Annotated in this window: 17 protein-coding genes; 6 read left to right on the forward strand and 11 right to left on the reverse strand. The window is 61.8% G+C overall.

What is annotated here, in order from left to right; translation table 11 throughout:
- Positions 1–78: 78 nt before the first annotated feature.
- Both AC1DU8_RS20900 and AC1DU8_RS20905 read left to right on the forward strand, forming a co-directional pair.
- Positions 79–1,554 (forward strand): M20 family metallopeptidase, encoded by a 1,476-nt coding sequence (locus AC1DU8_RS20900; RefSeq protein ID WP_477689730.1) that lies wholly within the window; start codon positions 79–81, stop codon positions 1,552–1,554.
- Between the two features lie 73 nt (positions 1,555–1,627).
- The gene (locus AC1DU8_RS20905; RefSeq protein WP_457281928.1) at positions 1,628–2,557 is read left to right on the forward strand and encodes an alpha/beta hydrolase; all 930 of its coding nucleotides are present in this window, start codon (positions 1,628–1,630) and stop codon (positions 2,555–2,557) included.
- Between the two features lie 152 nt (positions 2,558–2,709).
- Here AC1DU8_RS20905 and AC1DU8_RS20910 read toward each other — a convergent pair whose 3' ends face one another.
- From AC1DU8_RS20910 to AC1DU8_RS20920, 3 genes are all read right to left on the reverse strand, one after another.
- Complete coding sequence (locus AC1DU8_RS20910; RefSeq protein ID WP_457281929.1) at positions 2,710–3,879, reverse strand: MFS transporter; 1,170 nt, start codon at positions 3,877–3,879, stop codon at positions 2,710–2,712.
- Positions 3,876–4,640: a 16S rRNA (uracil(1498)-N(3))-methyltransferase gene (locus tag AC1DU8_RS20915; RefSeq protein WP_457281930.1), complete on the reverse strand. Its 765-nt coding sequence runs from the start codon at positions 4,638–4,640 to the stop codon at positions 3,876–3,878. Before AC1DU8_RS20915 ends, AC1DU8_RS20910 begins: the two co-directional genes overlap by 4 nt.
- A gap of 102 nt (positions 4,641–4,742) precedes the next feature.
- Positions 4,743–5,924: an aminoglycoside phosphotransferase family protein gene (locus AC1DU8_RS20920; RefSeq protein WP_477667063.1), complete on the reverse strand. Its 1,182-nt coding sequence runs from the start codon at positions 5,922–5,924 to the stop codon at positions 4,743–4,745.
- A gap of 117 nt (positions 5,925–6,041) precedes the next feature.
- Here AC1DU8_RS20920 and AC1DU8_RS20925 point away from each other — a divergent pair, with 117 nt between their 5' ends.
- The 4 genes from AC1DU8_RS20925 to AC1DU8_RS20940 all read left to right on the forward strand — a co-directional run bounded on the left by AC1DU8_RS20925 (position 6,042) and on the right by AC1DU8_RS20940 (position 11,536).
- Positions 6,042–8,498, forward strand: a complete 2,457-nt coding sequence (locus AC1DU8_RS20925; RefSeq protein WP_477689732.1) for an LPS-assembly protein LptD — start codon at positions 6,042–6,044, stop codon at positions 8,496–8,498.
- Positions 8,491–9,909: a peptidylprolyl isomerase gene (locus AC1DU8_RS20930; protein WP_457282088.1), complete on the forward strand. Its 1,419-nt coding sequence runs from the start codon at positions 8,491–8,493 to the stop codon at positions 9,907–9,909. The genes AC1DU8_RS20925 and AC1DU8_RS20930 overlap by 8 nt, the downstream gene beginning before the upstream one ends.
- Before the next feature lie 127 nt (positions 9,910–10,036).
- Positions 10,037–10,816 (forward strand): 16S rRNA (adenine(1518)-N(6)/adenine(1519)-N(6))-dimethyltransferase RsmA, encoded by a 780-nt coding sequence (gene rsmA / locus AC1DU8_RS20935; protein ID WP_477667064.1) that lies wholly within the window; start codon positions 10,037–10,039, stop codon positions 10,814–10,816.
- Between the two features lie 18 nt (positions 10,817–10,834).
- Positions 10,835–11,536 carry a glycosyltransferase family 25 protein gene (locus tag AC1DU8_RS20940; protein WP_477689733.1) on the forward strand — a complete coding sequence of 234 codons (702 nt, stop codon included), beginning with the start codon at positions 10,835–10,837 and terminating at the stop codon, positions 11,534–11,536.
- Positions 11,537–11,806: 270 nt separating this feature from the next.
- On the opposite strand, the gene AC1DU8_RS20945 is transcribed toward AC1DU8_RS20940, so the two are convergent.
- The 8 genes from AC1DU8_RS20945 to AC1DU8_RS20980 form a co-directional block, all read right to left on the reverse strand.
- Positions 11,807–12,256 (reverse strand): barstar family protein, encoded by a 450-nt coding sequence (locus AC1DU8_RS20945; RefSeq protein ID WP_348050784.1) that lies wholly within the window; start codon positions 12,254–12,256, stop codon positions 11,807–11,809.
- A 54-nt stretch (positions 12,257–12,310) separates the two neighbouring features.
- Positions 12,311–12,706 (reverse strand): guanyl-specific ribonuclease, encoded by a 396-nt coding sequence (locus AC1DU8_RS20950; RefSeq protein WP_457282089.1) that lies wholly within the window; start codon positions 12,704–12,706, stop codon positions 12,311–12,313.
- A 178-nt stretch (positions 12,707–12,884) separates the two neighbouring features.
- The gene (locus AC1DU8_RS20955) at positions 12,885–15,215 is read right to left on the reverse strand and encodes an NADP-dependent malic enzyme (protein ID WP_457281935.1); all 2,331 of its coding nucleotides are present in this window, start codon (positions 15,213–15,215) and stop codon (positions 12,885–12,887) included.
- A gap of 241 nt (positions 15,216–15,456) precedes the next feature.
- The gene (locus AC1DU8_RS20960) at positions 15,457–16,173 is read right to left on the reverse strand and encodes an ABC transporter ATP-binding protein (RefSeq protein WP_457281936.1); all 717 of its coding nucleotides are present in this window, start codon (positions 16,171–16,173) and stop codon (positions 15,457–15,459) included.
- A complete protein-coding gene (locus AC1DU8_RS20965; protein ID WP_457281937.1) occupies positions 16,166–16,945 on the reverse strand; it encodes an ABC transporter ATP-binding protein in 780 nt (259 codons plus the stop codon). Before AC1DU8_RS20965 ends, AC1DU8_RS20960 begins: the two co-directional genes overlap by 8 nt.
- The gene (locus AC1DU8_RS20970; protein WP_477689734.1) at positions 16,942–17,910 is read right to left on the reverse strand and encodes a branched-chain amino acid ABC transporter permease; all 969 of its coding nucleotides are present in this window, start codon (positions 17,908–17,910) and stop codon (positions 16,942–16,944) included. The genes AC1DU8_RS20965 and AC1DU8_RS20970 overlap by 4 nt, the downstream gene beginning before the upstream one ends.
- Positions 17,911–18,783 carry a branched-chain amino acid ABC transporter permease gene (locus tag AC1DU8_RS20975; protein ID WP_457281939.1) on the reverse strand — a complete coding sequence of 291 codons (873 nt, stop codon included), beginning with the start codon at positions 18,781–18,783 and terminating at the stop codon, positions 17,911–17,913.
- 128 nt (positions 18,784–18,911) lie between these two features.
- Positions 18,912–20,084 carry an ABC transporter substrate-binding protein gene (locus tag AC1DU8_RS20980; RefSeq protein ID WP_457281940.1) on the reverse strand — a complete coding sequence of 391 codons (1,173 nt, stop codon included), beginning with the start codon at positions 20,082–20,084 and terminating at the stop codon, positions 18,912–18,914.
- Positions 20,085–20,281: the final 197 nt, after the last annotated feature.

A 20,281-nucleotide genomic window follows, 5' to 3' on the forward strand; every position in this document is an offset into this window, starting at 1 on the left:
CGGAAGCGTACAGTAGCAGGTGCGGCAGCAAAACGCTGTCCTAAAAAAGCCGATACCCTTGTTCCCGGAGCCTTTCCAATGAACGCCCCACTGCACCGCGAAATCCCCGCCAGCATCCTTAACGCCGCCCAGGCCTTGTCCCAGGTCACGGCCCAATGGGACGGCGACATCGTCAAACAGATCACCGACTACATCTCCATCCCAGCCAAGTCCCCCACGTTTGACAGCGACTGGGCGCAGCACGGCTTCATCGACACCGTCATGCGCAATGCGGCGGCCTGGGTCGAGGCGCAGAAGGTCGAAGGCCTCAAGCTGGAGATCGTGCGCCTCGAAGGCCGCACCCCGGTGCTGTTCTTTGAGATCCCGGCCACGCGCGCCGATTCGACGCAAACCGTGTTGATGTACGGCCACCTCGACAAGCAGCCCGAGTTCACCGGTTGGCGCAATGATTTGAGCCCCTGGATGGCCAAGTACGAAGATGGAAAGCTTTATGGCCGTGGCGCCGCCGACGATGGGTATGCGGTCTACGCCAGCATTGCCGCGGTGCAGGCGCTCAAAGCGCAGAACGTGCCGCACCCGCGCATCGTTGGCCTGATCGAAACCTGCGAGGAAAGCGGCTCCTATGATTTGCTGCCTTACGTCAATGCGCTGCGTGAGCGCCTGGGCGACGTCGCGCTGGTGGTGTGCCTGGATTCCGGCGCGGGCAACTACGACCAGCTGTGGCTGACCACCAGCCTGCGCGGCAACGCGGCGGGCGTGCTCAAGGTGGAAATCCTCACCGAAGGCGTGCACTCCGGCGACGCCAGCGGCTTGGTGCCGTCGAGCTTTCGCATCATGCGCCAGGTGCTGGACCGCCTGGAAGACAGCAAGACCGGTCGTCTGCTGCCGCAGAGCTTTCACTGTGAGGTTCCGGCCGACCGGCTGGTGCAGGCGCAGGCCACCGCCAAAATCCTCGGCGAAGAAATCTACAAGCGCTTTCCCTGGGCGCACTACGACTGTGAAGGCTCCAGCGCATTTGCCTTGCCCACCACGACCGACCCGGTGGAAGCCCTGCTCAACCGCACCTGGCGGCCGACGCTGAGCGTGACGGGTGCCGAAGGCTTTCCGGCCCTCAAGGATGCAGGCAATGTGCTGCGCCCCTACACCGCTTTCAAGCTCTCGCTGCGTTTTCCGCCGCTGATCGACGCCGGCGCCGCGGTGCAGGAACTCAAGACACTGCTGGAAGACAATGCGCCTTACCAGGCCAAAGTCACGTTTGAAAGCAACGGCGGCGCCACCGGCTGGAATGCGCCCAGCACCGTACCCTGGTTTGAGAACGCGCTCAACGATGCGTCGCAAAGCTTCTTCGGCGCGCCCTGCGGCACCATAGGCCAGGGCGGAACCATTCCGCTGATGAACATGCTGAGCAAGGGCTTCCCCAAGGCGCAGATGATGGTTTGCGGTGTGCTCGGCCCCAAGAGCAATGCGCACGGCCCTAACGAGTTCCTGAACGTGCCCTATGCGAAGAAGCTGACCGCCGCGGTCGCGCATGTGATGGCCCGTGTTCCCGGTTGATGCGGGTGAGCTACCCTTCTTTGCGCCGCGGTTTGCCGGCAGCGCTTGTTTCAAGCCAGGCTTTTGCTGCCGCATGCATTCCACCGTCCTAGCGCCTTTCACCGCCCGCGACGGCGAGAACCTGGCTCTCTATGAGTGGCCACTGGATGCTTTGGCCATCGAAGGGGGTCAACATGCGTTGCCGCCGCGCGCCATGGTGCTGCTGGTCCATGGCTTGGGCGAGCACGCCAGCCGCTACGACCATGTCGCCAGCCAATTGCTCGACTGGGGTTTTGCCGTGCGTGCCTACGACCAGCGCGGCCATGGCGAATCGGGCGGGGTCCGTGGTGTGCTGCCCAATGAGACTGCACTGCTGGACGACCTGGCCGAAATAGTCGACGACACGCGCCTGCGTTGCGTGCGCCTTCTGGAGGAGGTCAACGCGGACGGACGAAGCCCGCAGCCGCCTGCGCATCTTCCCCTGGTTCTGCTTGGCCACAGCATGGGCGGTCTGGTGGTGAGCCGGTTTGTCGCACTGGGCATTCGCCCCGTGGATGGCCTCGTGATGTCTTCTCCCGCGCTGGAGCCGGGGCTCAACGTCTTGCAAAAGCTGCTGCTGGCCTTTATGCCGAGGCTGGCACCCGACCTGTGTGTGGGCAACGGCCTGGACGCGCGCTACATCTCGCACGATGAAGAGGTGGTCAAAAAATACTTCACCGACCGGCTGGTGCACGACAGAATCTCGCCACGCCTGGGCAAATTCATCGCAACAGCGGGTCCCGCGACGGTGGCGGCCGCCGCCCAATGGCGCACGCCTACGCTGCTGATGTATGCGGGTGCGGACCGGCTTGTCAATCCGGCCGGCAGCCGCGCTTTCTCGGAAAACGCGGCCCACTCACCGGCCGTGACCGCCGGTACGGTGACGTCGCGGTGCTTTGAGGGCCTCTATCACGAGATATTCAATGAAGTCGAGTCGGAGCCGGTGTTTGACACGCTCAAGGCCTGGCTGGACGCCCGCTTCTAGCGGTTAAGAAAATCTCAAGAGAAATTCGGCTTCAGCCCAATAAGAACGGGCGCAAACAGCTATAAAAACAATAGCAGTAACTGGCGACATCACCGGGTTCCATGCCCAGCCTGACCGCAATGTCGGACACGGTGCGAGGCGTAACCAGGTTCTCAGGCCTTCTGTCCCTTGCGTTGGCCGAGTGCAAGCCAGGCCAGCGCGGCGGCGGTGAGCCCCAGCGGCAGCAGTGACCCCAGGTTCAACAGCGCCCAGCCTTGGGTGGTCACCAGCACGCCGGAGGCCAGCGAGGAAACCGCCAGCACGGCAAAAATACAGAAATTGAGCGCGCCCTGCGCCTTGTCTTTTTCTTCCGGCCGATAGGTCTCAAGCGCCAGGGTGGTGCTGCCGGTGAAAAGAAAATTCCAGCCCAGACCCAGCAAAAAGAGCGCCGCCAGAAATTCCTTGAGCTCCACGCCCGAGAGCGCGATCAGCACGCACACCACGTTGAGCGCCAGACCCACCGCCATGATGGGCAAAGTGCCGAAGCGCCGGATCAGGTGACCGGTGAAAAAACCGGGTGCGAACATGCCGATCACGTGCCACTCCAGCACCAGCGCGACGCTGGAAAACGGCAGGCCGCAAACCTGCATGGCAATTGGCGTGGCCGCCATCAGCAGGTTCATCACGCCAAAGCCCAGGGCACCGGCTGCGGCGGCCACGATGAAGATCGGCTGCCGCATGATTTCGCGAAGTGGCCGGCCACCGCGGCTGGCATGCGCCTCGGGCGGCGGCGGAAACCGGATGAATGCCAGCAGCGCCATCGACAGCAGCGCCACGCCGGCCAGCGCCAGGTAGGCGCCTGCAAAGGGCACGTCGGTCAGCCCCCGCGTAGAGGCCGCCAGGTTGGGCCCGGCGACGGCGCCCAGCAGGCCGCCTGCCATGACCAGGGAAATGGCCTTCTCGCGAAAGGCCGGCAGGGCGAGCTCGGCCGCGGCAAAGCGGTAGAGCTGGGCATTGGCGCTGTAGTAGCCCGCCACCACTGTGGCGGCCACCAGAAGCCAGAAATTTTTGCTGTAAGCCGCATAGCAGCACAGCAGGGCCGAGGCGGCGGCCACCAGCAGGCCCAGCTGGAAGGAAATCTTGCGCCCGAAGCGCATTTGCGTGCGCGCCACCACGGACGTGGACAGCGCGCCACCCACCACATAGCCCATGACGGGCAGTGTCGCCATCCAGCCCAGCGGTGCCAGGTTCAGGCCGACCAGGCCGTTGATGGCGATGAAGGTGACGTTGTTGGTGAGAAAGAGGCCCTGGCAGACGGCCAGCAGCCAGAGATTGCGGTTCATGGCGTGCCGCTTGTCACTGCGAGAAACGACAGGCAGGCGAGCGGTGCGGTTTCGGCCCGAAGCACGCGCGGGCCGAGGGTGACGGCCGCAAAGCCGCAAGCCATGGCCGCAGCCTCTTCAGCCGCGCTGAGGCCGCCCTCGGGACCGCTCAGGAAGGTCAGTGCGCCGGCACCAGCTGCGGCCACCGCTTCGGCCAGCGGCCGGCTGCCGTCTTGTAATGAGAGTAGCAGCCGGGTGCCGCCAGCTGCGCCCTGCCCCGCGCCTTTGAGCCAGTCAGACAGGTTAGCGACGTCGTGAACGGGTGGTATGCGGCTGCGGCCGCATTGCTCGCAGGCCGCGACGGCGACGCCCCGCCAGTGCGCGATTTTTTTGTCGGCTCGCTCACCCTTGATGCGCAGCACGCTGCGCTCACTCATCAAGGGCTGGATGCTGGCCACGCCCAATTCGGCGGCTTTTTCAATCAGCCAGTCCATGCGGTCATTGGCGGGCATGCCGACGGCCAGGTGAATGGAACGGCTGGCTTCGCGTGCCGTGGCGGTGTAGCCGCCGATAAGGACCTCCACATCGCTGCGGCCCATGCGCTCGACGGTGGCTGCAAATTCCCCTTCGCTGCCGGGCTGGCCGTTGCCTTGGCCGTTGAATATTGTCAGGGCGTCGCCGGGCTGCATCCGCAAGACCTGGACGTGGCGCGCAGTGGATGGCGGCAGGCTGACGATGCTGCCAGACGCCAGCGCGATGTCAGCGAAAAACCGGGCGGTCATGGTGCTGGTGCAGGAAGATGCATTGTTAGGTGCTTGCTGTGAATGCTATAAAAATAATAGCTGCTTGCGCAGAGCCAGTGGGCGCTATGGCCTGATTGTGCATCAGAAGGTGTAGCCCACACGGGTTTCATTGCCCTCAATCTCGTCGAGCAGCACCATCAGCGGCCCGAGCTGCCGGTAGCGCGCAGCGGTGTTGCGGGCGTATTTGATGAAGCGGGGCGTGTCGGCCAGGTATTTGGGCTTGCCGTCACGCAGCGTGAGGCGCGCAAAGATGCCCAGAATCTTGAGGTGGCGCTGCAGGCCCATCCATTCCACGGCCCGGTAAAACTCGCCAAAATCGTCACCGACCGGCAGGCCGGCCTTGCGGGCTTTTTGCCAATAGCGCACGGTGATGTCCAGTACGAAATCTTCTTCCCAGCTCAGGAAGGCGTCGCGCATCAGGCTGGCGATGTCGTAGGTGATGGGGCCGTAGACCGCGTCCTGAAAGTCCAGCACGCCCAAAGGTGGAGCCCCCACGCTTGTCGCTTCGCGTACTGCGCTGCCCCCCGAGGGGGTTAATTTTCCTAGGGGCGGCCCGTCGGAAAATTGCATGCCCCCTGCGTTGCTGGGCCGGGTGATCATCAGGTTGCGGGGCATGAAGTCGCGGTGCACAAACACCCGTGCGCCATTGAGCGAATTCAGGTTGCTGGCCTTGATCTGTTCGAAGATGACGTTCAGCTTGTCCTGAAGGCCGGTGTCCAGCGCCAGCCCGCGATGTCTGGCGACATACCAGTCTGGAAAGAGCGACAGCTCGCGCGACAGGAGTGCATCGTCGTAGGGCGGAAGCACGCCGGGCGTGGAGGCGAGTTGCCAGCGCACCAAGGCCTCCACCGCATCTACATACAGGTCGTAGTGCGCCGGAGTGGGGCTGGCGATAGCATCAACCTCGGCGGGCGGTCTGATCGCTTCCATCATGGTCTGCGCACCCAGGTCGCTTAGCAGCATGAAGCCCATTGGCTCATCCCAGGCCAGTACGCGCGGGGCAATCAAGCCGGCGCCGCTCATCAGGCCGGCGACTTTGACGAAAGGTCTGCAATCTTCCTGCGCAGGTGGTGCGTCCATGACGATGTAACTGCCATCGCCTGTTGCTGCGTCCACCCGGAAGTAGCGGCGAAAACTTGCGTCAGCTGATGCCGGCCTGATGGTGTCGACCCGCAGATTGTGCTGGCGGGCAGCGGCAGTCAGCCAGGCTTCGAAGGTCATGGCACGTGCCGGGTCGGCCCAGGCAATGGAAGGGGTGGTCATGTTTCTGGAGTCCCTGCCAGCCCTGCAATTGGGCGCTGGTTCGACATTGTGGGGACGGGGTGGAGGGTCATGGATAATCAGGCCTGATTTTACAAACGGGTTTATCTCACATAAACGATGCGCCGCGCATCCCCTTCGCCCTTTATTCTTTCCCCGATAGCTCAAGCTGTCTCCACGCTGGTGGTTTGCGCAGCACTGGGGATGACGGGTGCCGGGACGGCGCACGCCCAAACTCCGGCTGCGTCACCTGTTCCTTTTCAGGCCCCTTCCGCTGTTCCCCCCGCGGACCGGCCCGCAGGCGACACCCCGAAACTCAAGTCTTCGCCCCAGCTGGCCGAGCAGGTTTCCAGCGATCCCCAGGACAAGGGCCCCACATTTGTTTTTGGCGACCGGATTTCCGGCCGCCCCGATCTTGAAACCGTGATTGACGGCAATGCGGAATTGCGCCGCGGGTCTACCGCCATCCGCGCGGACCGCATTGAGTACTACCAGCCCGAAGACCAACTTAAAAGCCGCGGCAATGTTCGCATCAACCGGGCGGGCAACAGGTTTGAGGGTCCCGAGCTGGAGATCAAGCTGGACCGGTTTGAAGGCTTTTTCACGACGCCGGCCTACCGCTTCCTCAGCAACAGCGGCAACGGCCAGGCGGAGCGGATCGATTTCATCGATGAAGGCCATTTGACGGCCCAGCGCGCCAGCTACACCACCTGCGAGCGCAATGACGAGGCCAGCTGGGAGCCCTCATGGGTATTGCGCGCCAGAAGCTTCGAGTTTGACCTGGACCGCGAAGTTGGCGTTGCCAATGGAGCCGTTGTGCGTTTCAAGGATGTGCCTATCCTGGCTTTTCCCCGGGTGAGTTTTCCGTTGAGCGACAAGCGCAAGTCGGGTCTTCTGCCGCCCTCCATCGGCATGGGCTCAATCAACGGGTTTGAGTATCGGCAACCTTATTACTTTGATATTGCGCCCAATCGGGACGCGACATTTTCACCGGCGATCATGACCAAACGCGGGGTGGACCTCGCCGGCGAATTCCGCTACCTGGAGCCGAAGTACACAGGCGAACTGCAGGGAAACTTCCTGCCCGGCGACAAGTTGCGCAATCGTGACCGCTGGTCCTACAGTTATCAGCACGTTGGTGCCATCAGCAGCGGCCTGTCATCCGTCGGCGACCTGGGCATCAACCTCAACCTGAACCGGGTGAGTGACAACGATTATTGGCGTGACTTTCCAGCTCTCAAGGGGGCGACCACCCAGCGCCTTCTGCCCCAGGACGCGAGTTTGTCGTGGACCCGCGGGTTCTTTTCTTCGTCCATGCGAACGCTCAAATGGCAGACATTGCAGGATGTCACTTCGCCCATCGTTCCGCCTTACGACCGCCTGCCCCAGTTTGCAGCGGCGTACACCCGTGTGGATGCGCCGGTGGTGGGATTGGGCAATGGCTTTGACTGGTCGGTGGAGGGCGACTTCACCCGTTTTTCCGCAGATCGCCAGCTCACCAACCAGCCCAATAGTGACCGGGCATTCACGCGGCTGCAACTGAGCCGCCCCTGGCTGCTGCCTGCGGGGTACATCACCCCCAAAGTGCAGCTGCATGCCACGAGTTACAAATTTGATTCAGCGTTGCCCAATGGTGCGACAACGGCGTCGCGTGTTGTGCCTACCTTCAGCCTGGACAGCGGCGTGCAGTTTGAACGTAATGCCGGGTTCCTGGGCCGGAACTTTACCCAGACACTGGAGCCCCGGGCCTTTTATGTGCGTACTCCCTATCGCGACCAGAGCCTGCTGCCCAACTACGACTCCGGGTCCAACGACTTCAACTTCGCCACGGTCTTTACCGAAAACGCATTTGTCGGTAATGACCGTATTTCAGACGCTAACCTGCTGACCCTGGGCGTTACCTCGCGTCTGCTGGATCCTGCGACCGGTGCTGAAGCTGTGCGTGTCGGCATTGCGCAGCGCTTTCGTTTTGAGGATCAGAAGGTGACCCTGCCGGGTGTATTGCCGGTCACCGACCGCATCAGCGACTTGCTGGTCGGGGCTTCCGTCAATTGGGTGCCGCAGTGGTCTTTCGACAGTACGGTTCAGTACAACCCGAAGACCAAGCAATCTGAGCGTGCGTCGATTGGCGTGCGCTACAACCCCAGCAATTACCGCGTCATCAGTGCCGCATTCCGGCGCCAGCGCAATGTCAGCGAGCAAATTGACGTGGGCTGGCAGTGGCCCATCAATGATTTGTGGGGCGACAAGGGAAAAGATCTGGGCGCTGGGCAGGGCCAGGGAGGCGGCCGCTACTATGCCGTTGGGCGCCTGAATTACAGCGTGCTGGACAAAAAACTGGTCGACTCGATCATCGGTGTTGAATACGATGGTTGCTGCTGGATAGGGCGCGTGGTTCTGCAGCGCTCTCAAACCGGGACCGGAAGCTCGGATACGAAAATCCTGTTTCAGCTTGAACTTGTGGGGTTTTCGCGCCTCGGTTCCAACCCCCTGGAAACCCTGAAGTCGAATGTTCCACGTTACCAATATCTGCGTGAGAATACCAGCACGCCAAGCCGCTTTACTACTTATGACTAATAACCGCGCCGTCCCAAGATTTTTTTTGAACTCCACTCAAGCCGCCACAACGGCCATGGCATTGTCGATTGTGCTGATGGTGGGTGCTCAGGCGCAGGGGTTGCGGCCATCGGGTACATTGCGCCTGCCCGACGCGGCCACGGGCTCCCGGACTGCGTCGGCGCAAGGAAGCGCGCAGCGGCAGGCTGACTTCATTGTTGCCGTGGTCAACTCCGAACCCATTACCAACAACGAGGTTCGAAGCAAGTTGATTCGGACCGAGCAACAAATGCTTCAGATGGGCGCGACAGTGCCGCCGCGCAGTGAAATGGTCGGACAAATTCTGGAACGCCTGATCAGCGACAAGGCGCAGCTGCAAATGGCGCGCAATTCGGGTCTGCGGGTCGATGACAATGCCGTCGAAGCTGCGGTCCAGACCGTCGCCAGCCAAAACCAGATCACGGTCGACGAGCTGCGCAATCGCCTGAAAGCGGACAGGATTGACTATGCCCAATTCCGCTCGGAATTGAGGGACGAGCTTTTGGTCAGCCGTTTGCGCCAACGCGAGCTGGAGACTCGTGCAACGGTCACGGAGCAGGAAGTCGACCAATTTCTGCGTGACCAGGATGGCGGCACCCCATCGTCTTCGCTGGCGCTCAACCTCGCGGAAATTCTGGTGGCCGTGCCGGAAAATGCCACGCCCGATCAAGTCGCAGCGCTGCAGGCCAAGGCCCAGCAGGTGATGGACCGTGCCCGCAACGGTGCAGACTTCACGGCACTGGCCGCCGAAGTTTCGGCGTCTCCCACGCGCGCTTCGGGGGGCCTGATGGGGTTGCGGACTGCAGACCGCTATCCGGATCTCTTTGTTGAGGCGACAAGCAAATTGCAGGCGGGGGGCCTGGCGGGGCCGGTTCGGAGCGGGGCGGGATTTCACATCCTCAAAGTCATCGAAAAACGGCAAGGCGGCATGCCCAGCATGATGGTGGCACAAACCCATGCCAGGCATATCCTGCTCCGGTTGACGCCACAGCTCAGTGAAGCCGCCGCAGTGGAGAAGCTGGCGGGTTTTAAAAGACGCATCCAGGCCGGGCAGGCTGATTTCGCAGCACTCGCACGTGAGAACAGCGACGATGCCTCCGCAAAGGAAGGCGGTGACCTCGGCTGGGCAAGCACCGGCATGTTTGTGCCTGAGTTCGAGAAAGTCATGAACGGCCTGGCGCCCAATCAGGTCTCGGATCCCTTGGTTTCCCGTTTTGGCGTCCATCTTATTCAGGTGCTTGAACGCCGCGAGACCCAGCTATCGCAACGTGAACAGCGGGAGATGGCGCGCGGTGTGCTGCGCGAGAAAAAGCAAAACGAAGCCTATGCACTGTGGATCCAGGAGATTCGGGGCCGCGCCTATGTGGAGTACCGTGACGCACCGCAGCTGTGAAGATCGCCTCAGGCCTTCCTTAAGGTTCCATTCGCGCTGCGTGGGCGGGTCAACTTTCCGGCTGACTTCTCCAAAAAACGGCAGTCTTGTTTGTATGCCAGTCTGGCGGCTTTAGGTCGCCCCCAATGTGAAACATATTCCGCGCAAGCGTTTTGGCCAGCATTTCCTGACGGACCAAGGCGTCATTGAGGGGATTGTGCAGGCGATTGCTCCACGTCCAGGACAGGCCATGGTGGAGATCGGGCCTGGATTGGCTGCGCTGACCCAACCCTTGGTTGAACGGGTGGGGCACTTGACGGTCATTGAGCTGGACCGCGATCTTGCCCGCCAGTTGCGATTGCACCCCCAGCTTGCCGTGGTTGAGTCCGACGTGTTGAAAGTGGATGTCCGCCAGCTGGCGCGAACGGCCTGTGCCGAAGGGCAAAAACTTCGGGTGGTCGGCAATCTCCCCTACAACATTTCCACACCCATCCTGTTTCATTTGCTGGATGCCGTGGAGGTCATAGAAGACCAGCACTTCATGTTGCAAAAAGAAGTGATAGACCGGATGGTGGCGGTGCCAGCTACCAGCGATTACAGCCGGCTCAGCGTGATGCTGCAGTGGCGCTACGCGATGGAAAACGTGCTGTTCGTGCCGCCGCACAGTTTTGATCCGCCGCCGCGGGTCGATAGCGCCGTGGTGCGCATGGTGCCGCATGCAGCGCCTGTGGCGCTGGACGTCAAACTCCTGAGTGAGCTGGTGCAGGTCGCCTTTAGCCAGCGTCGCAAGTTGCTGCGCCACACCTTGGGAAAGTGGCTGGACAGCCACGGTTTTGGCGGGCAGTTTGATGTCCAGCGGCGCGCTGAAGAAGTCGGGGTGACCGAGTATGTGGCCCTGGCGCGGAGCGTAGCGCAACTGCGCAATTAGCTGTTCGGTACACCTGATATGAAGATATTTGTCATCTCACTTCCCGAGGCGACCACCAGGCGAGCGACTATTGACCGGCAAATGATGGCGCTGGGGCTGCGCTATAGCCTGATTGATGGTGTGCGAGTCGACCCAGAACGGCTGGCCGAGGTAGGCTACAGCGAAAGTGCGCGTCGGATTCGTTATGGTTACAGCATGTCGCCCGGGGAGGTCGGCTGTTTTCTGGCGCATCAGGATGCCTGGAGAGCAGTGCTGGCCGAGGGCGAAAAATGCCTCGTGCTGGAAGATGACGTATTAATTCCAACGCTAAGTACGGCGTTGCTCGCCCAGCTTGAATTGGCACCGTATCCCATGGTCAGGCTCGCAGGCGTCTTTGAGAAACGGCACAAATTCATCGGCGACACACCCTACGCAAAGTACTGGGGTGACCCTTCCGGCGCGGCGGCTTATGTGCTGGGACCGCGAGAGGCCGCGGAGCTGATACGGCGATCAACGCGGTTTTACATGGCCGTTGACGACTTTATGGAGGCGAGGCATTTACACGGTATCAACACCTATGCCTTGTTGCCCTATCCGGTCCGCCAGGCGGGAACCGACACGCAAATCGGCCATCGGGTTCGACCGCGATTGTCCGGCATCGCGCGTCTTCAGCTGATGCTGGTGCGCATCCCGATTGATATCAGCAAATATTTTCACCGCATTCTTTACTACATGTTTTAAGTCGCGGCGCGGTGCTGTCGGATGCGGCCGTTGTCTTAACTTCCGGCCTGGCGAAAAAAAGCCCGCAACAAGCGGGCCTTTTGTGAACCGGACAGCGCGCCTTTTTTCAGGCAGCTGCCAGCCAGTAACCCGCATTAAACGGGCTGCTCATGCGCAACGCCAGTGGCGACACGTCTACCAATTTGTCGGTCGGCATGATTTCTTCGCCTTCCGCGGTTGCTTGCTGGGCCTCATTCGCCCGATCCCCTTGGCCAATGTCTGGGGAGCGGGCTACAGAAAAGAATAGAAACATCTGAACGGTATCTTGCGATCCGCCCAGTAATCAGAGGCATCCCGGAAGATGTCGAGCAACTGCTCGCGCGCTTCCTTGTCAAATTTGGCGTTGGCCGGAATTTGCTCGAGCACGACAATAAAGCCGGGTTGCGGGCCTGACTTGTGAACCAGGTCCGTCATGCAGTCGTACAGTGCGTCGAAGTTTTTGCCGAAATGCGCCGGAAAGGTGTACTGCGCCGCAATCATGTCCAGCACGTCCTGCTTGCTCTGGGCGTTGCCCAGGTTGGCGTACAGGAAATGCTGGTTTAAATGTGTCGCGGCATCCTGCAGGTCTTGCACCCGGAAGGCCCGTATGGATTGAACGATATTGGGACGTACGCCGCGCAAGGGCGTTTCACCGTCCTTGCGCAAAGGCGTTTCGTTGTCCCGACGAAGTGGTGTATCCATCTCCGCTACTCTTTCTCTTAAGTCAAAAACTCAAAATAACGATCACAGTTCAATTTATTGAACGATTTTGCGAAAACTCGCATAGTGATCGTCGGTGTAATAACAGGCATCAGGTGCGACAGGTTTCAAGCCACCACAAACGATGCGCCGGGCTCCCCGGCTGCGCTCACCGGGCGTTCTGACGGTGTATTCGCGGTAGTAACCGCGACTTTGAGCCGGTAGAAGTCGTTCCCGGTTCCCAAACACCACGCCGTCCTTTTCATGCTTGAAAGGCCCGCCCTGGTAGATCAGCACCATCATGTCGCGTCCCTGGGGGGGCAATTGGACGGTCGCTATGGTCCCGATCGGAACCGGGCCCTTTGCCTGCACCATGCTGGGGATTGACCCGGCCAGACCGGTTGCCAAAACCAGCAACATGGCCGTTTTGGCCGCCCACCCATTGCGCAACATGAAAAAAACCTTTTTCTCGAATTCAGAGTTACCCACCGATTTTTCGGGTTAACCCTTAAATTTCAAGAGAGGTAGTTTGCCGCATGTGGCTAAAAAACGCAAGTGGATGCTGAAAATTTAGGCAGTAAAGAGAGAGGTCATTGATGCACTAAGTTAGTGCTAGCTATCTAATTTTGGCTCATCGACTCGCATTGGCATCCGCTACCGTCAGTGCGGTCATGTTGACAATACGGCGCACCGTTGCCGTAGCGGTCAGGATGTGCATGGGCTTGTTTGCTCCCAGCAAAACCGGGCCGATGGCGATATTGCCACCCGCCGCTGTTTTCAGCAGGTTGTAGGAAATGTTCGCTGCATCAATATTGGGCAGTACCAGGAGGTTGGCCTCACCCGTCAGGGTGCTGTTCGGCATGATGAGGGCGCGCGCATCGGCGTCCAATGCCATGTCGCCATGCATCTCCCCATCAACCTCAAGCCATGGCGCTTTCTCGCGCAGCAACTCCAGCGTGCGGCGCATTTTCAGGGCGCTGGGCAGGTTGGAAGAGCCAAAATTCGAATGCGACAGCAGAGCCGCCTTGGGCTTGATGCCAAAGCGCATCATTTCCTCGGCCGCCATGGTGGTGATCTCCGCGAGCTGTTCCGCAGTCGGATCGCAGTTGACGTGCGTATCGAGCAGGAACACCTGGCGCCCCGGAAGCAACAAGCCGTTCATGCAGGCATAGGTGTTGACGCCTTCGCGCTTGCCGATGACCTGATCCAGATAGTCCAGATGATGGGCCGTCGTGCCCCAGGTGCCGCAAATCAGCCCGTCCACGTCGCCTTTGTGCAGCAACATGCCGGCGATCAATGTGAGGCGGCGGCGCATTTCGATTTTGGCGATCTGCACCGTCACACCACGGCGTTCCATGAGGCGGTGATAGGTTTGCCAGAAGTCGCGGTAGCGATGATCCTGCTCGACATTGACGACGTCGTAGTCGAGCTCCTCCTTAAGGCGCAGGCCGAATTTTTCGATGCGTTGGGCAATGATGGCGGGCCGGCCGATCAGTGTCGGGCGTGCGAGTCCTTCATCCACCACGATCTGGCAGGCACGCAGCACGCGTTCTTCCTCACCCTCGGCATAGGCCACACGCTTGCGGCTGGCGGCCTTGGCGGCCGCGAAAATCGGTTTCATCACCGTGCCCGAGGCGTAGACAAAGCTTTGCAGCCGCTCGCGGTAAGCGTTCATGTCCTGAATGGGCCGCAGGGCCACCCCGCTGTCGGCCGCCGCCTGCGCGACGGCGGGCGCGATCTTCATCATGAGGCGCGGATCGAAAGGCTTGGGAATCAGGTATTCGGGCCCGAACGCCAGCTTTTCACCCACGTAGGCGGCTGCCACGACTTCACTTTGCTCGGCCTGCGCCAGCTCGGCTATGGCGTGTACAGCCGCGATTTCCATCTCGATGGTGATGGTGGAGGCCCCGGCATCCAGTGCGCCGCGGAAGATGTAGGGAAAGCACAGGACGTTGTTGACCTGATTCGGGTAGTCGGTGCGGCCGGTCGCCATGATGGCGTCGTCGCGCACGGTCCGGACGTCCTCCGGCGTGATCTCGGGATTGGGATTGGCCAGCGCCAGGATGATGGGCTTGGCGGCCATTTTGGCGACCATGTCTTTCTTGAGCACGCCACCGGCGGAAAGGCCCAGGAAGATGTCCGCGCCAGCGATGACGTCGGCAAGCGTGCGTGCATCGGTCTTCTGCGCGAACTGGATCTTGTCTTCGTCCATCAGCTCGGTGCGGCCTTCATAGACCACGCCGGCCAGATCGGTCACGAACACGTTTTCGCGCTGGATGCCCAGCTTGAGCAACAGGTTCAGGCAAGCCAGGGCGGCCGCGCCCGCGCCGGACGTCACGAGCTTGACTTGCCCCGGACCTTTGCCGACAACCTTGAGCGCATTCAGGACGGCCGCACCTACGGTGATGGCGGTACCGTGCTGGTCATCATGGAAGACCGGGATCTTCATGCGCTTGCGCAGCTCACGCTCGATATAAAAACAGTCGGGCGCCTTGATGTCTTCAAGGTTGATGGCGCCGAAGGTCGGCTCCAGCGAAGCAATGATGTCGACCAGCTTGGCCGGGTCTTTTTCGTCGATCTCAATGTCGAACACATCCACGCCGGCGAACTTCTTGAACAGCACGCCCTTGCCTTCCATGACCGGCTTGGAGGCCAAAGGGCCGATGTCGCCCAGGCCCAGCACGGCGGTGCCGTTGGTCACGACAGCCACAAGGTTGCCGCGGCTGGTGTACTTAAAGGCGTTATTCGGGTCCTTGACAATTTCTTCGCAAGGTGCGGCGACGCCTGGCGAATAAGCCAGGGCCAGGTCGCGCTGGTTGGTCAGCTGTTTGGTCGCTGCAATGGCGATCTTGCCCGGGGTCGGAAACTCGTGGTATTCAAGTGCGGCGAGGCGCAATTCGGCGCGTTTTTCTTCGCGATTGGCTTCAGTGCTATTGGGCGTCGCGGTGGGGGGTGTCGGCATCAGCAAGGTCTCCAGCGGAAACGGTCGGGTCGACCGTCAATTTCTTGTAAGGTCTGCGATTGTAGGCCGTCGGAGGGGAAAACCCTAGTAAGTGAATCTACGCAAAAAGGTGTATTGCTTTTGACTTTTCAGCACAGAAAGCCGCTTTGCCGCGGAGCTCATTCACGATGGCGGCGCGTAGCCGTTTTTTGAGCGCTTTAAGCGCGAAATAAAAAAAGCCAGGTTGGCGGGCCTGCGCCGCTCAGCGCGCAACACCCAGCAAATGGTCCAGGCGCTCGGGCTGCTCGCGCAACGCCTGGGCCGTTCCGGTGTGGACTACCATGCCGCGGTCCAGCACCACGGCGCTGTCGGAAATCGCCAGAATGGCTTGCGGGTGTTGCTCCACGATGATGGCGCTCAGGCCCTCTTCGCGCGTGATGCGGCGTATGGCGCGCAGCAGCTCCTCCACGATGATGGGCGCCAGGCCCTCCAGCGGTTCGTCGAGCAGCAGCAGCTTCGGGTTGAGTACCAGCGCCCGGCCCACAGCCAGCATCTGCTGCTCGCCGCCCGACAGCTGCGTGCCCAGGTTGCCCTTTCGCTCGGCCAGGCGCGGGAACATGGCGTACACGCCTTCGGGGTTCCATTTGCCCGGGCGCGCCACCGCCGTCAGGTTCTCGTGCACCGTCAGCGACTTGAAGATATTGCGCTCCTGCGGCACCCAGCCTATGCCGGCCGCCGCGCGTTCGTGCGAGGGCAAATGGTGCAACGCGACCATGGATGTGCCCGCCCCGAACGAGATGGCGCCGCCGTGCTGCCGCGTCGCGCCTGCCAGTGTGTTGATCAGCGTGGTTTTGCCGGTGCCGTTACGGCCCAGCAGCGCGAGCGTCTGTCCCTCGCCCAGTGCGAACGACACCTCGTGCAGCACCACTGCCTCACCGTAGCCGGCGCGCAGTTTGTCGACCTTGAGCAGTTCAGCCATGAGCCACCTCTTCGCCATGGCCCAGATAGACCGCCTTGACCTGAGGGTCGGCCGCGATTTCCTCAGGCGTGCCCTCGGTCAGCAGCGTGCCGTTGACCAGTACCGTCATGGTGGTGGCGAAGCTGAACACCAGGTCCATGTCGTGCTCGATCAGCAGTACCGACACGTCAGCGGGCAGTGCGGCCACGGTCTGCAGCAGTTCTTCGCGCTCGCCGGCCGGCACACCCGCCACGGGTTCGTCGAGCAGCAGCACACGCGGCTCGCAGGCCAGCGCCACGGCGATTTCCAGCAAGCGGCGCTTTCCGTAGGCCAGCATGCGTGTCGGTTGATCCATCACTCCGGTCAGGTGAAACTGCTCCAGCAACTGTTCGCAGCGCTCGGCCACGCGCCGGTTGCGCCCCAGCGCCTGCCACCATTTCGCGCCGAGCCCCGCTTGTTGCGATACGGTCAGTGCCAGCGTTTCCAGCGGCGTGAGCGAATCGAAGAGCTGGTTGATCTGGAAGGTACGCACCATCCCGCGCTTGACGCGCTGGTGCGGCGCCAGCCGCGTGATATCTTCGCCGTCGAGGAGGATGCGGCCCTCGGTCGGCTGCAGAACGCCCGTCAGCAGGTTGACCAGCGTGGTCTTGCCCGCACCGTTCGGCCCTATCAGCGCATGGCGCGCGCCGCGACGCAGGTTCAGGCTCACGTTGTTGGTGGCGGCAATGCCACCGAAGCGCATCACCAGCCCTTGCGCGGACAGCACCGCGTCGCTGTGCGGCGCCGCGCTCATGACTGGCCTCCGTGCTTAGGCAACCATGCCCAGGGCCGGACCAGGCGCTCGCGCCCCACCAGCACCAGCACCACCAGGAAGAGGCCTATCCAGAAGGTCCAGTACTGCGGCGTGATGGACGACAGCGCGTCCTGCATCAGCTTGAACACGATGGCCCCGGCTACGCCGCCATACAGCCAGCCAGCGCCGCCGACCACCAGGATCAGCAGCACATCGGCCGAACGATGAAACTCAAACAAATCCAGCGAGGCAAAGCCGGTGGTTTGCGTCATCAACGCTCCCGCGGCGCCCGCGACGCCGGCTGCCACCGTGTAGACCACGGTCAGCCGCGAAGCGACCGGAATGCCGATGGCCATGGCGCGCAGGCGGTTGTCGCGTATCGCCTTGAGTGTCGCGCCCAGCGGCGAATGCACGAGGCGACGCATCAGCACAAACAAAATGAGCAGCACGGCCAGCGAGTAATAGGCGGCGGTGCGGCCCGACAGGTCAAACTCGAAGCGGCCCAGCAGCGGGCCCATCACCACGCCTTGCAGGCCGTCGGCGCCGCCGGTCAGCCAGTCAAGCTTGTTGGCCAGCTCCAGCAGGATCAGCGCCACCCCCAGTGTCACCATGAGCCGTGTCAGGTCGCTGCCGCGCTGGATGGTGAGTGAACACACGGCACCCAGCAGTGTGGCGGTGGCGATGCCCACCGCCAGGCCCACCAGCGGGTCCGGCATGACCAGCTTGGCGAACAGCGCCGCCGCATAGCCGCCTATGCCGAAGAAGGCTGCATGGCCCAGCGAGACGATGCCGGTGTAACCCAGCACCAGATCCAGCGACACCGCGAACAGCGCGACGATGGCGATCTCATTGATGATGGACGCGTGGCTGGGCATCAGCACTGGCGCGGCGAAGGCGGCGAGCCAGAGCACCGGTTCCCAGAGCTTCCAGCGGCTGTTTTTAAGCAGGGACGTTTGAGTGTTCATTTATCTGCCGCCCTTGCGCACAAAGAGGCCCTGCGGCCGCCAGATCAAAATCACGATCATCAGGCTGTAAACGATGAAGGCCCCCAGCTTGGGGATGTAGTACTTGCCCGCCACGTCGGCAATGCCCAGCAGCAGCGCGGCCAGCAGCGGCCCGGTGATCGACGTGGTGCCGCCCACGGCCACCACGATCAGGAAGTAAATCATGAACTTGAGCGGAAAGCTCGGATCCAGCCCCAGCACTTCGGCGCCCAGCGCGCCGCCCAGGCCGGCCAGTCCCGAGCCGACGGCGAAGGTCGAAAGGAACACGATGTTGACGTTGATGCCCAGGCCGGCCGCCACGCGCTGGTCGTCCACCGAGGCACGCAAGCGGCTGCCGAAGCGCGTGCGAGTCAGCACGTATTGCAGGCCCAGCGTGAGCGCGGCGCACACCGCAATGATGAACAGCCGGTAGTGGCCCATGCCCAGCATCCAGGCGCCGCTGCCGATCTCGGTGCGGCCCTTGAGCCATTGGGGCAGCTGCACGATCTGCTGCGTCGAGCCGACGAAGTAGTCCACGCTGGCCACCGCCATGAACACCAGGCCGATCGAAAACAGCACCTGGTCCAGGTGCGGCTTGTTGTACAGCGGCCGGTACAGCGTGCGCTCCAGCACAGCGCCTAGCAGCGCTGAGCCGGCGAAGGCCAGCGGCAGGCACAGCAAAAAAGGCACGCCGAAGTGCTGCATCAGCAACACGGTGATGTAGCCGCCGGCCATCGCGAAAGCGCCATGCGCGAGGTTGATGAAATTCATCAGGCCCATGGTCACCGCCAGGCCCACCGCCAGGATGAACAGCAGCATGCCGTAGGCGATTCCGTCAAAAAGAAGGGTCAGCATGCTTTGGCCAGAGGATCAGTGTTTGCTTGAGAGAGGTCCGTGCCAGGAATACCGCGGAACCGGCTTCGCCGGGCCGCTGGTGTTGCCCCCAGCAGGGGGAAGGCGACGCGAAGCGGCGCTTCGGGGGGTTACTTGTTCTTCCCGGGATCCTTGACGTCCTTGATCACATCAAACTCCACGTTGTAGAGTTGCCCGTCCTTCTTCTCGACCTTGCGCAGATAGACATCCTGCACGATGTCGCGCGTCTGTGCGTCGATGAAAATCTTGCCGCGCGGGCTTTCAAACAGCTGGCCCTTCATGGCTTCGAGCAGCGCGTCGCCGCCACCCTGGCCCTTGCTGGTTTTGAGCGCCTCGTAAATTACCCGCATGCCGTCATAGCCACCCACCGCCATGAAGTTGGGGCGCAGGCCCTTGTTGGCTTTGGCAAACGCTTCCACGAATTTTTTGTTCATCGCCGAGGGGTGCGCCGCCGAGTAGTGGTGCGAAGTAACGACGCCAATCGCGCCGTCACCCATGTCGTTGAGCTGGTCGTCGTCCGTCACATCGCCGGTGGCGATCAGCCGAATGCCGGCCTTGTCCAGGCCGCGCTCAAGAAACTGCTTCATCACCGCGGCGCCTGCGCCCGAAGGCACGAAGACGAAGAGCGCATCGGGCTTGTTGTCCCGCACTTTTTGCAGGAAGGGCGCGAAGTCGGGATTGCGCAGCGGCACGCGCAGCGCGTCGGTCACCTGGCCGCCATTAAAGGTCAGGCGGTCCTTGAAGAATTTCTCCGCGTCGATGCCGGGGCCGTAGTCGGACACCAGCGTGACCACCGTCTTGATGCCGTTCTTGGGCGCCCAGTCGGCCAGGGCGACCGAAACCTGCGGCAGCGTGAAGCTGCTGCGCACGATGTAGGGGGAAGCCTGCGTGATGCTGGATGTTGCCGCCGCCATCACCACCATGGGCGTCTTGGATTGCGTCGCAATGGGCGCGGTGGCCAGGGCCGAGGGCGTGATGCCGAAGCCTGCCAGCACGTTGACCTTGTCGTTGACCACCAGCTCTTGCGCCAGGCGCCGTGTGGTGTCCGGCAGTGAGGTGTCGTCCTTCACGATCAGCTGGATTTTCTTGCCCGCCACGCTGTCGCCGTTCTGCGCCATGTAAAGGCGCACGGCCGCCTCGATCTGCCGGCCGGTGGTGGCCTGCTGGCCCGTCATCGGCAGGATCAGGCCGATCTTGAAGGTGTTGTCCTGGGCCAGTGCCGGGGCGGCGGCAAGTGCCGCGGCCGACAGCGCGGCGGCGGTGAGGAAGGTACGTTTTTTCATGCTTGTCTCCTGGGTGGTTTTCAGTTCTTGCTGCTGCGTCAAACGCGGCGGAGTTCAGGTCGCCGGCATCCGGCCGTAAAACGGTGCGAGTCTAGTATGAGTGCGGTATCAGCACAAATGTTCGATATGTGAACACATCGGCCATGCCCTCCATGGCTTCATTGTGTGGGTTGCCGCTCACGGGGTTGCTGTTGGTT

The sequence above is a fragment of the Polaromonas sp. P3_A5 genome, from assembly GCF_056403055.1.

What these genes read in the sequence shown, in the direction of transcription:
- AC1DU8_RS20900 (WP_477689730.1), top strand. Translation starts at nt 79, where the DNA reads ATGAACGCCCCACTGCACCGCGAAATCCCCGCCAGCATCCTTAACGCC.
- AC1DU8_RS20905 (WP_457281928.1), top strand. Translation starts at nt 1,628, where the DNA reads ATGCATTCCACCGTCCTAGCGCCTTTCACCGCCCGCGACGGCGAGAAC.
- AC1DU8_RS20910 (WP_457281929.1), bottom strand. Translation starts at nt 3,879, where the DNA reads ATGAACCGCAATCTCTGGCTGCTGGCCGTCTGCCAGGGCCTCTTTCTC.
- AC1DU8_RS20915 (WP_457281930.1), bottom strand. Translation starts at nt 4,640, where the DNA reads ATGACCGCCCGGTTTTTCGCTGACATCGCGCTGGCGTCTGGCAGCATC.
- AC1DU8_RS20920 (WP_477667063.1), bottom strand. Translation starts at nt 5,924, where the DNA reads ATGACCACCCCTTCCATTGCCTGGGCCGACCCGGCACGTGCCATGACC.
- AC1DU8_RS20925 (WP_477689732.1), top strand. Translation starts at nt 6,042, where the DNA reads ATGCGCCGCGCATCCCCTTCGCCCTTTATTCTTTCCCCGATAGCTCAA.
- AC1DU8_RS20930 (WP_457282088.1), top strand. Translation starts at nt 8,491, where the DNA reads ATGACTAATAACCGCGCCGTCCCAAGATTTTTTTTGAACTCCACTCAA.
- AC1DU8_RS20940 (WP_477689733.1), top strand. Translation starts at nt 10,835, where the DNA reads ATGAAGATATTTGTCATCTCACTTCCCGAGGCGACCACCAGGCGAGCG.
- AC1DU8_RS20945 (WP_348050784.1), bottom strand. Translation starts at nt 12,256, where the DNA reads ATGGATACACCACTTCGTCGGGACAACGAAACGCCTTTGCGCAAGGAC.
- AC1DU8_RS20950 (WP_457282089.1), bottom strand. Translation starts at nt 12,706, where the DNA reads ATGTTGCGCAATGGGTGGGCGGCCAAAACGGCCATGTTGCTGGTTTTG.
- AC1DU8_RS20955 (WP_457281935.1), bottom strand. Translation starts at nt 15,215, where the DNA reads ATGCCGACACCCCCCACCGCGACGCCCAATAGCACTGAAGCCAATCGC.
- AC1DU8_RS20960 (WP_457281936.1), bottom strand. Translation starts at nt 16,173, where the DNA reads ATGGCTGAACTGCTCAAGGTCGACAAACTGCGCGCCGGCTACGGTGAG.
- AC1DU8_RS20965 (WP_457281937.1), bottom strand. Translation starts at nt 16,945, where the DNA reads ATGAGCGCGGCGCCGCACAGCGACGCGGTGCTGTCCGCGCAAGGGCTG.
- AC1DU8_RS20970 (WP_477689734.1), bottom strand. Translation starts at nt 17,910, where the DNA reads ATGAACACTCAAACGTCCCTGCTTAAAAACAGCCGCTGGAAGCTCTGG.
- AC1DU8_RS20975 (WP_457281939.1), bottom strand. Translation starts at nt 18,783, where the DNA reads ATGCTGACCCTTCTTTTTGACGGAATCGCCTACGGCATGCTGCTGTTC.
- AC1DU8_RS20980 (WP_457281940.1), bottom strand. Translation starts at nt 20,084, where the DNA reads ATGAAAAAACGTACCTTCCTCACCGCCGCCGCGCTGTCGGCCGCGGCA.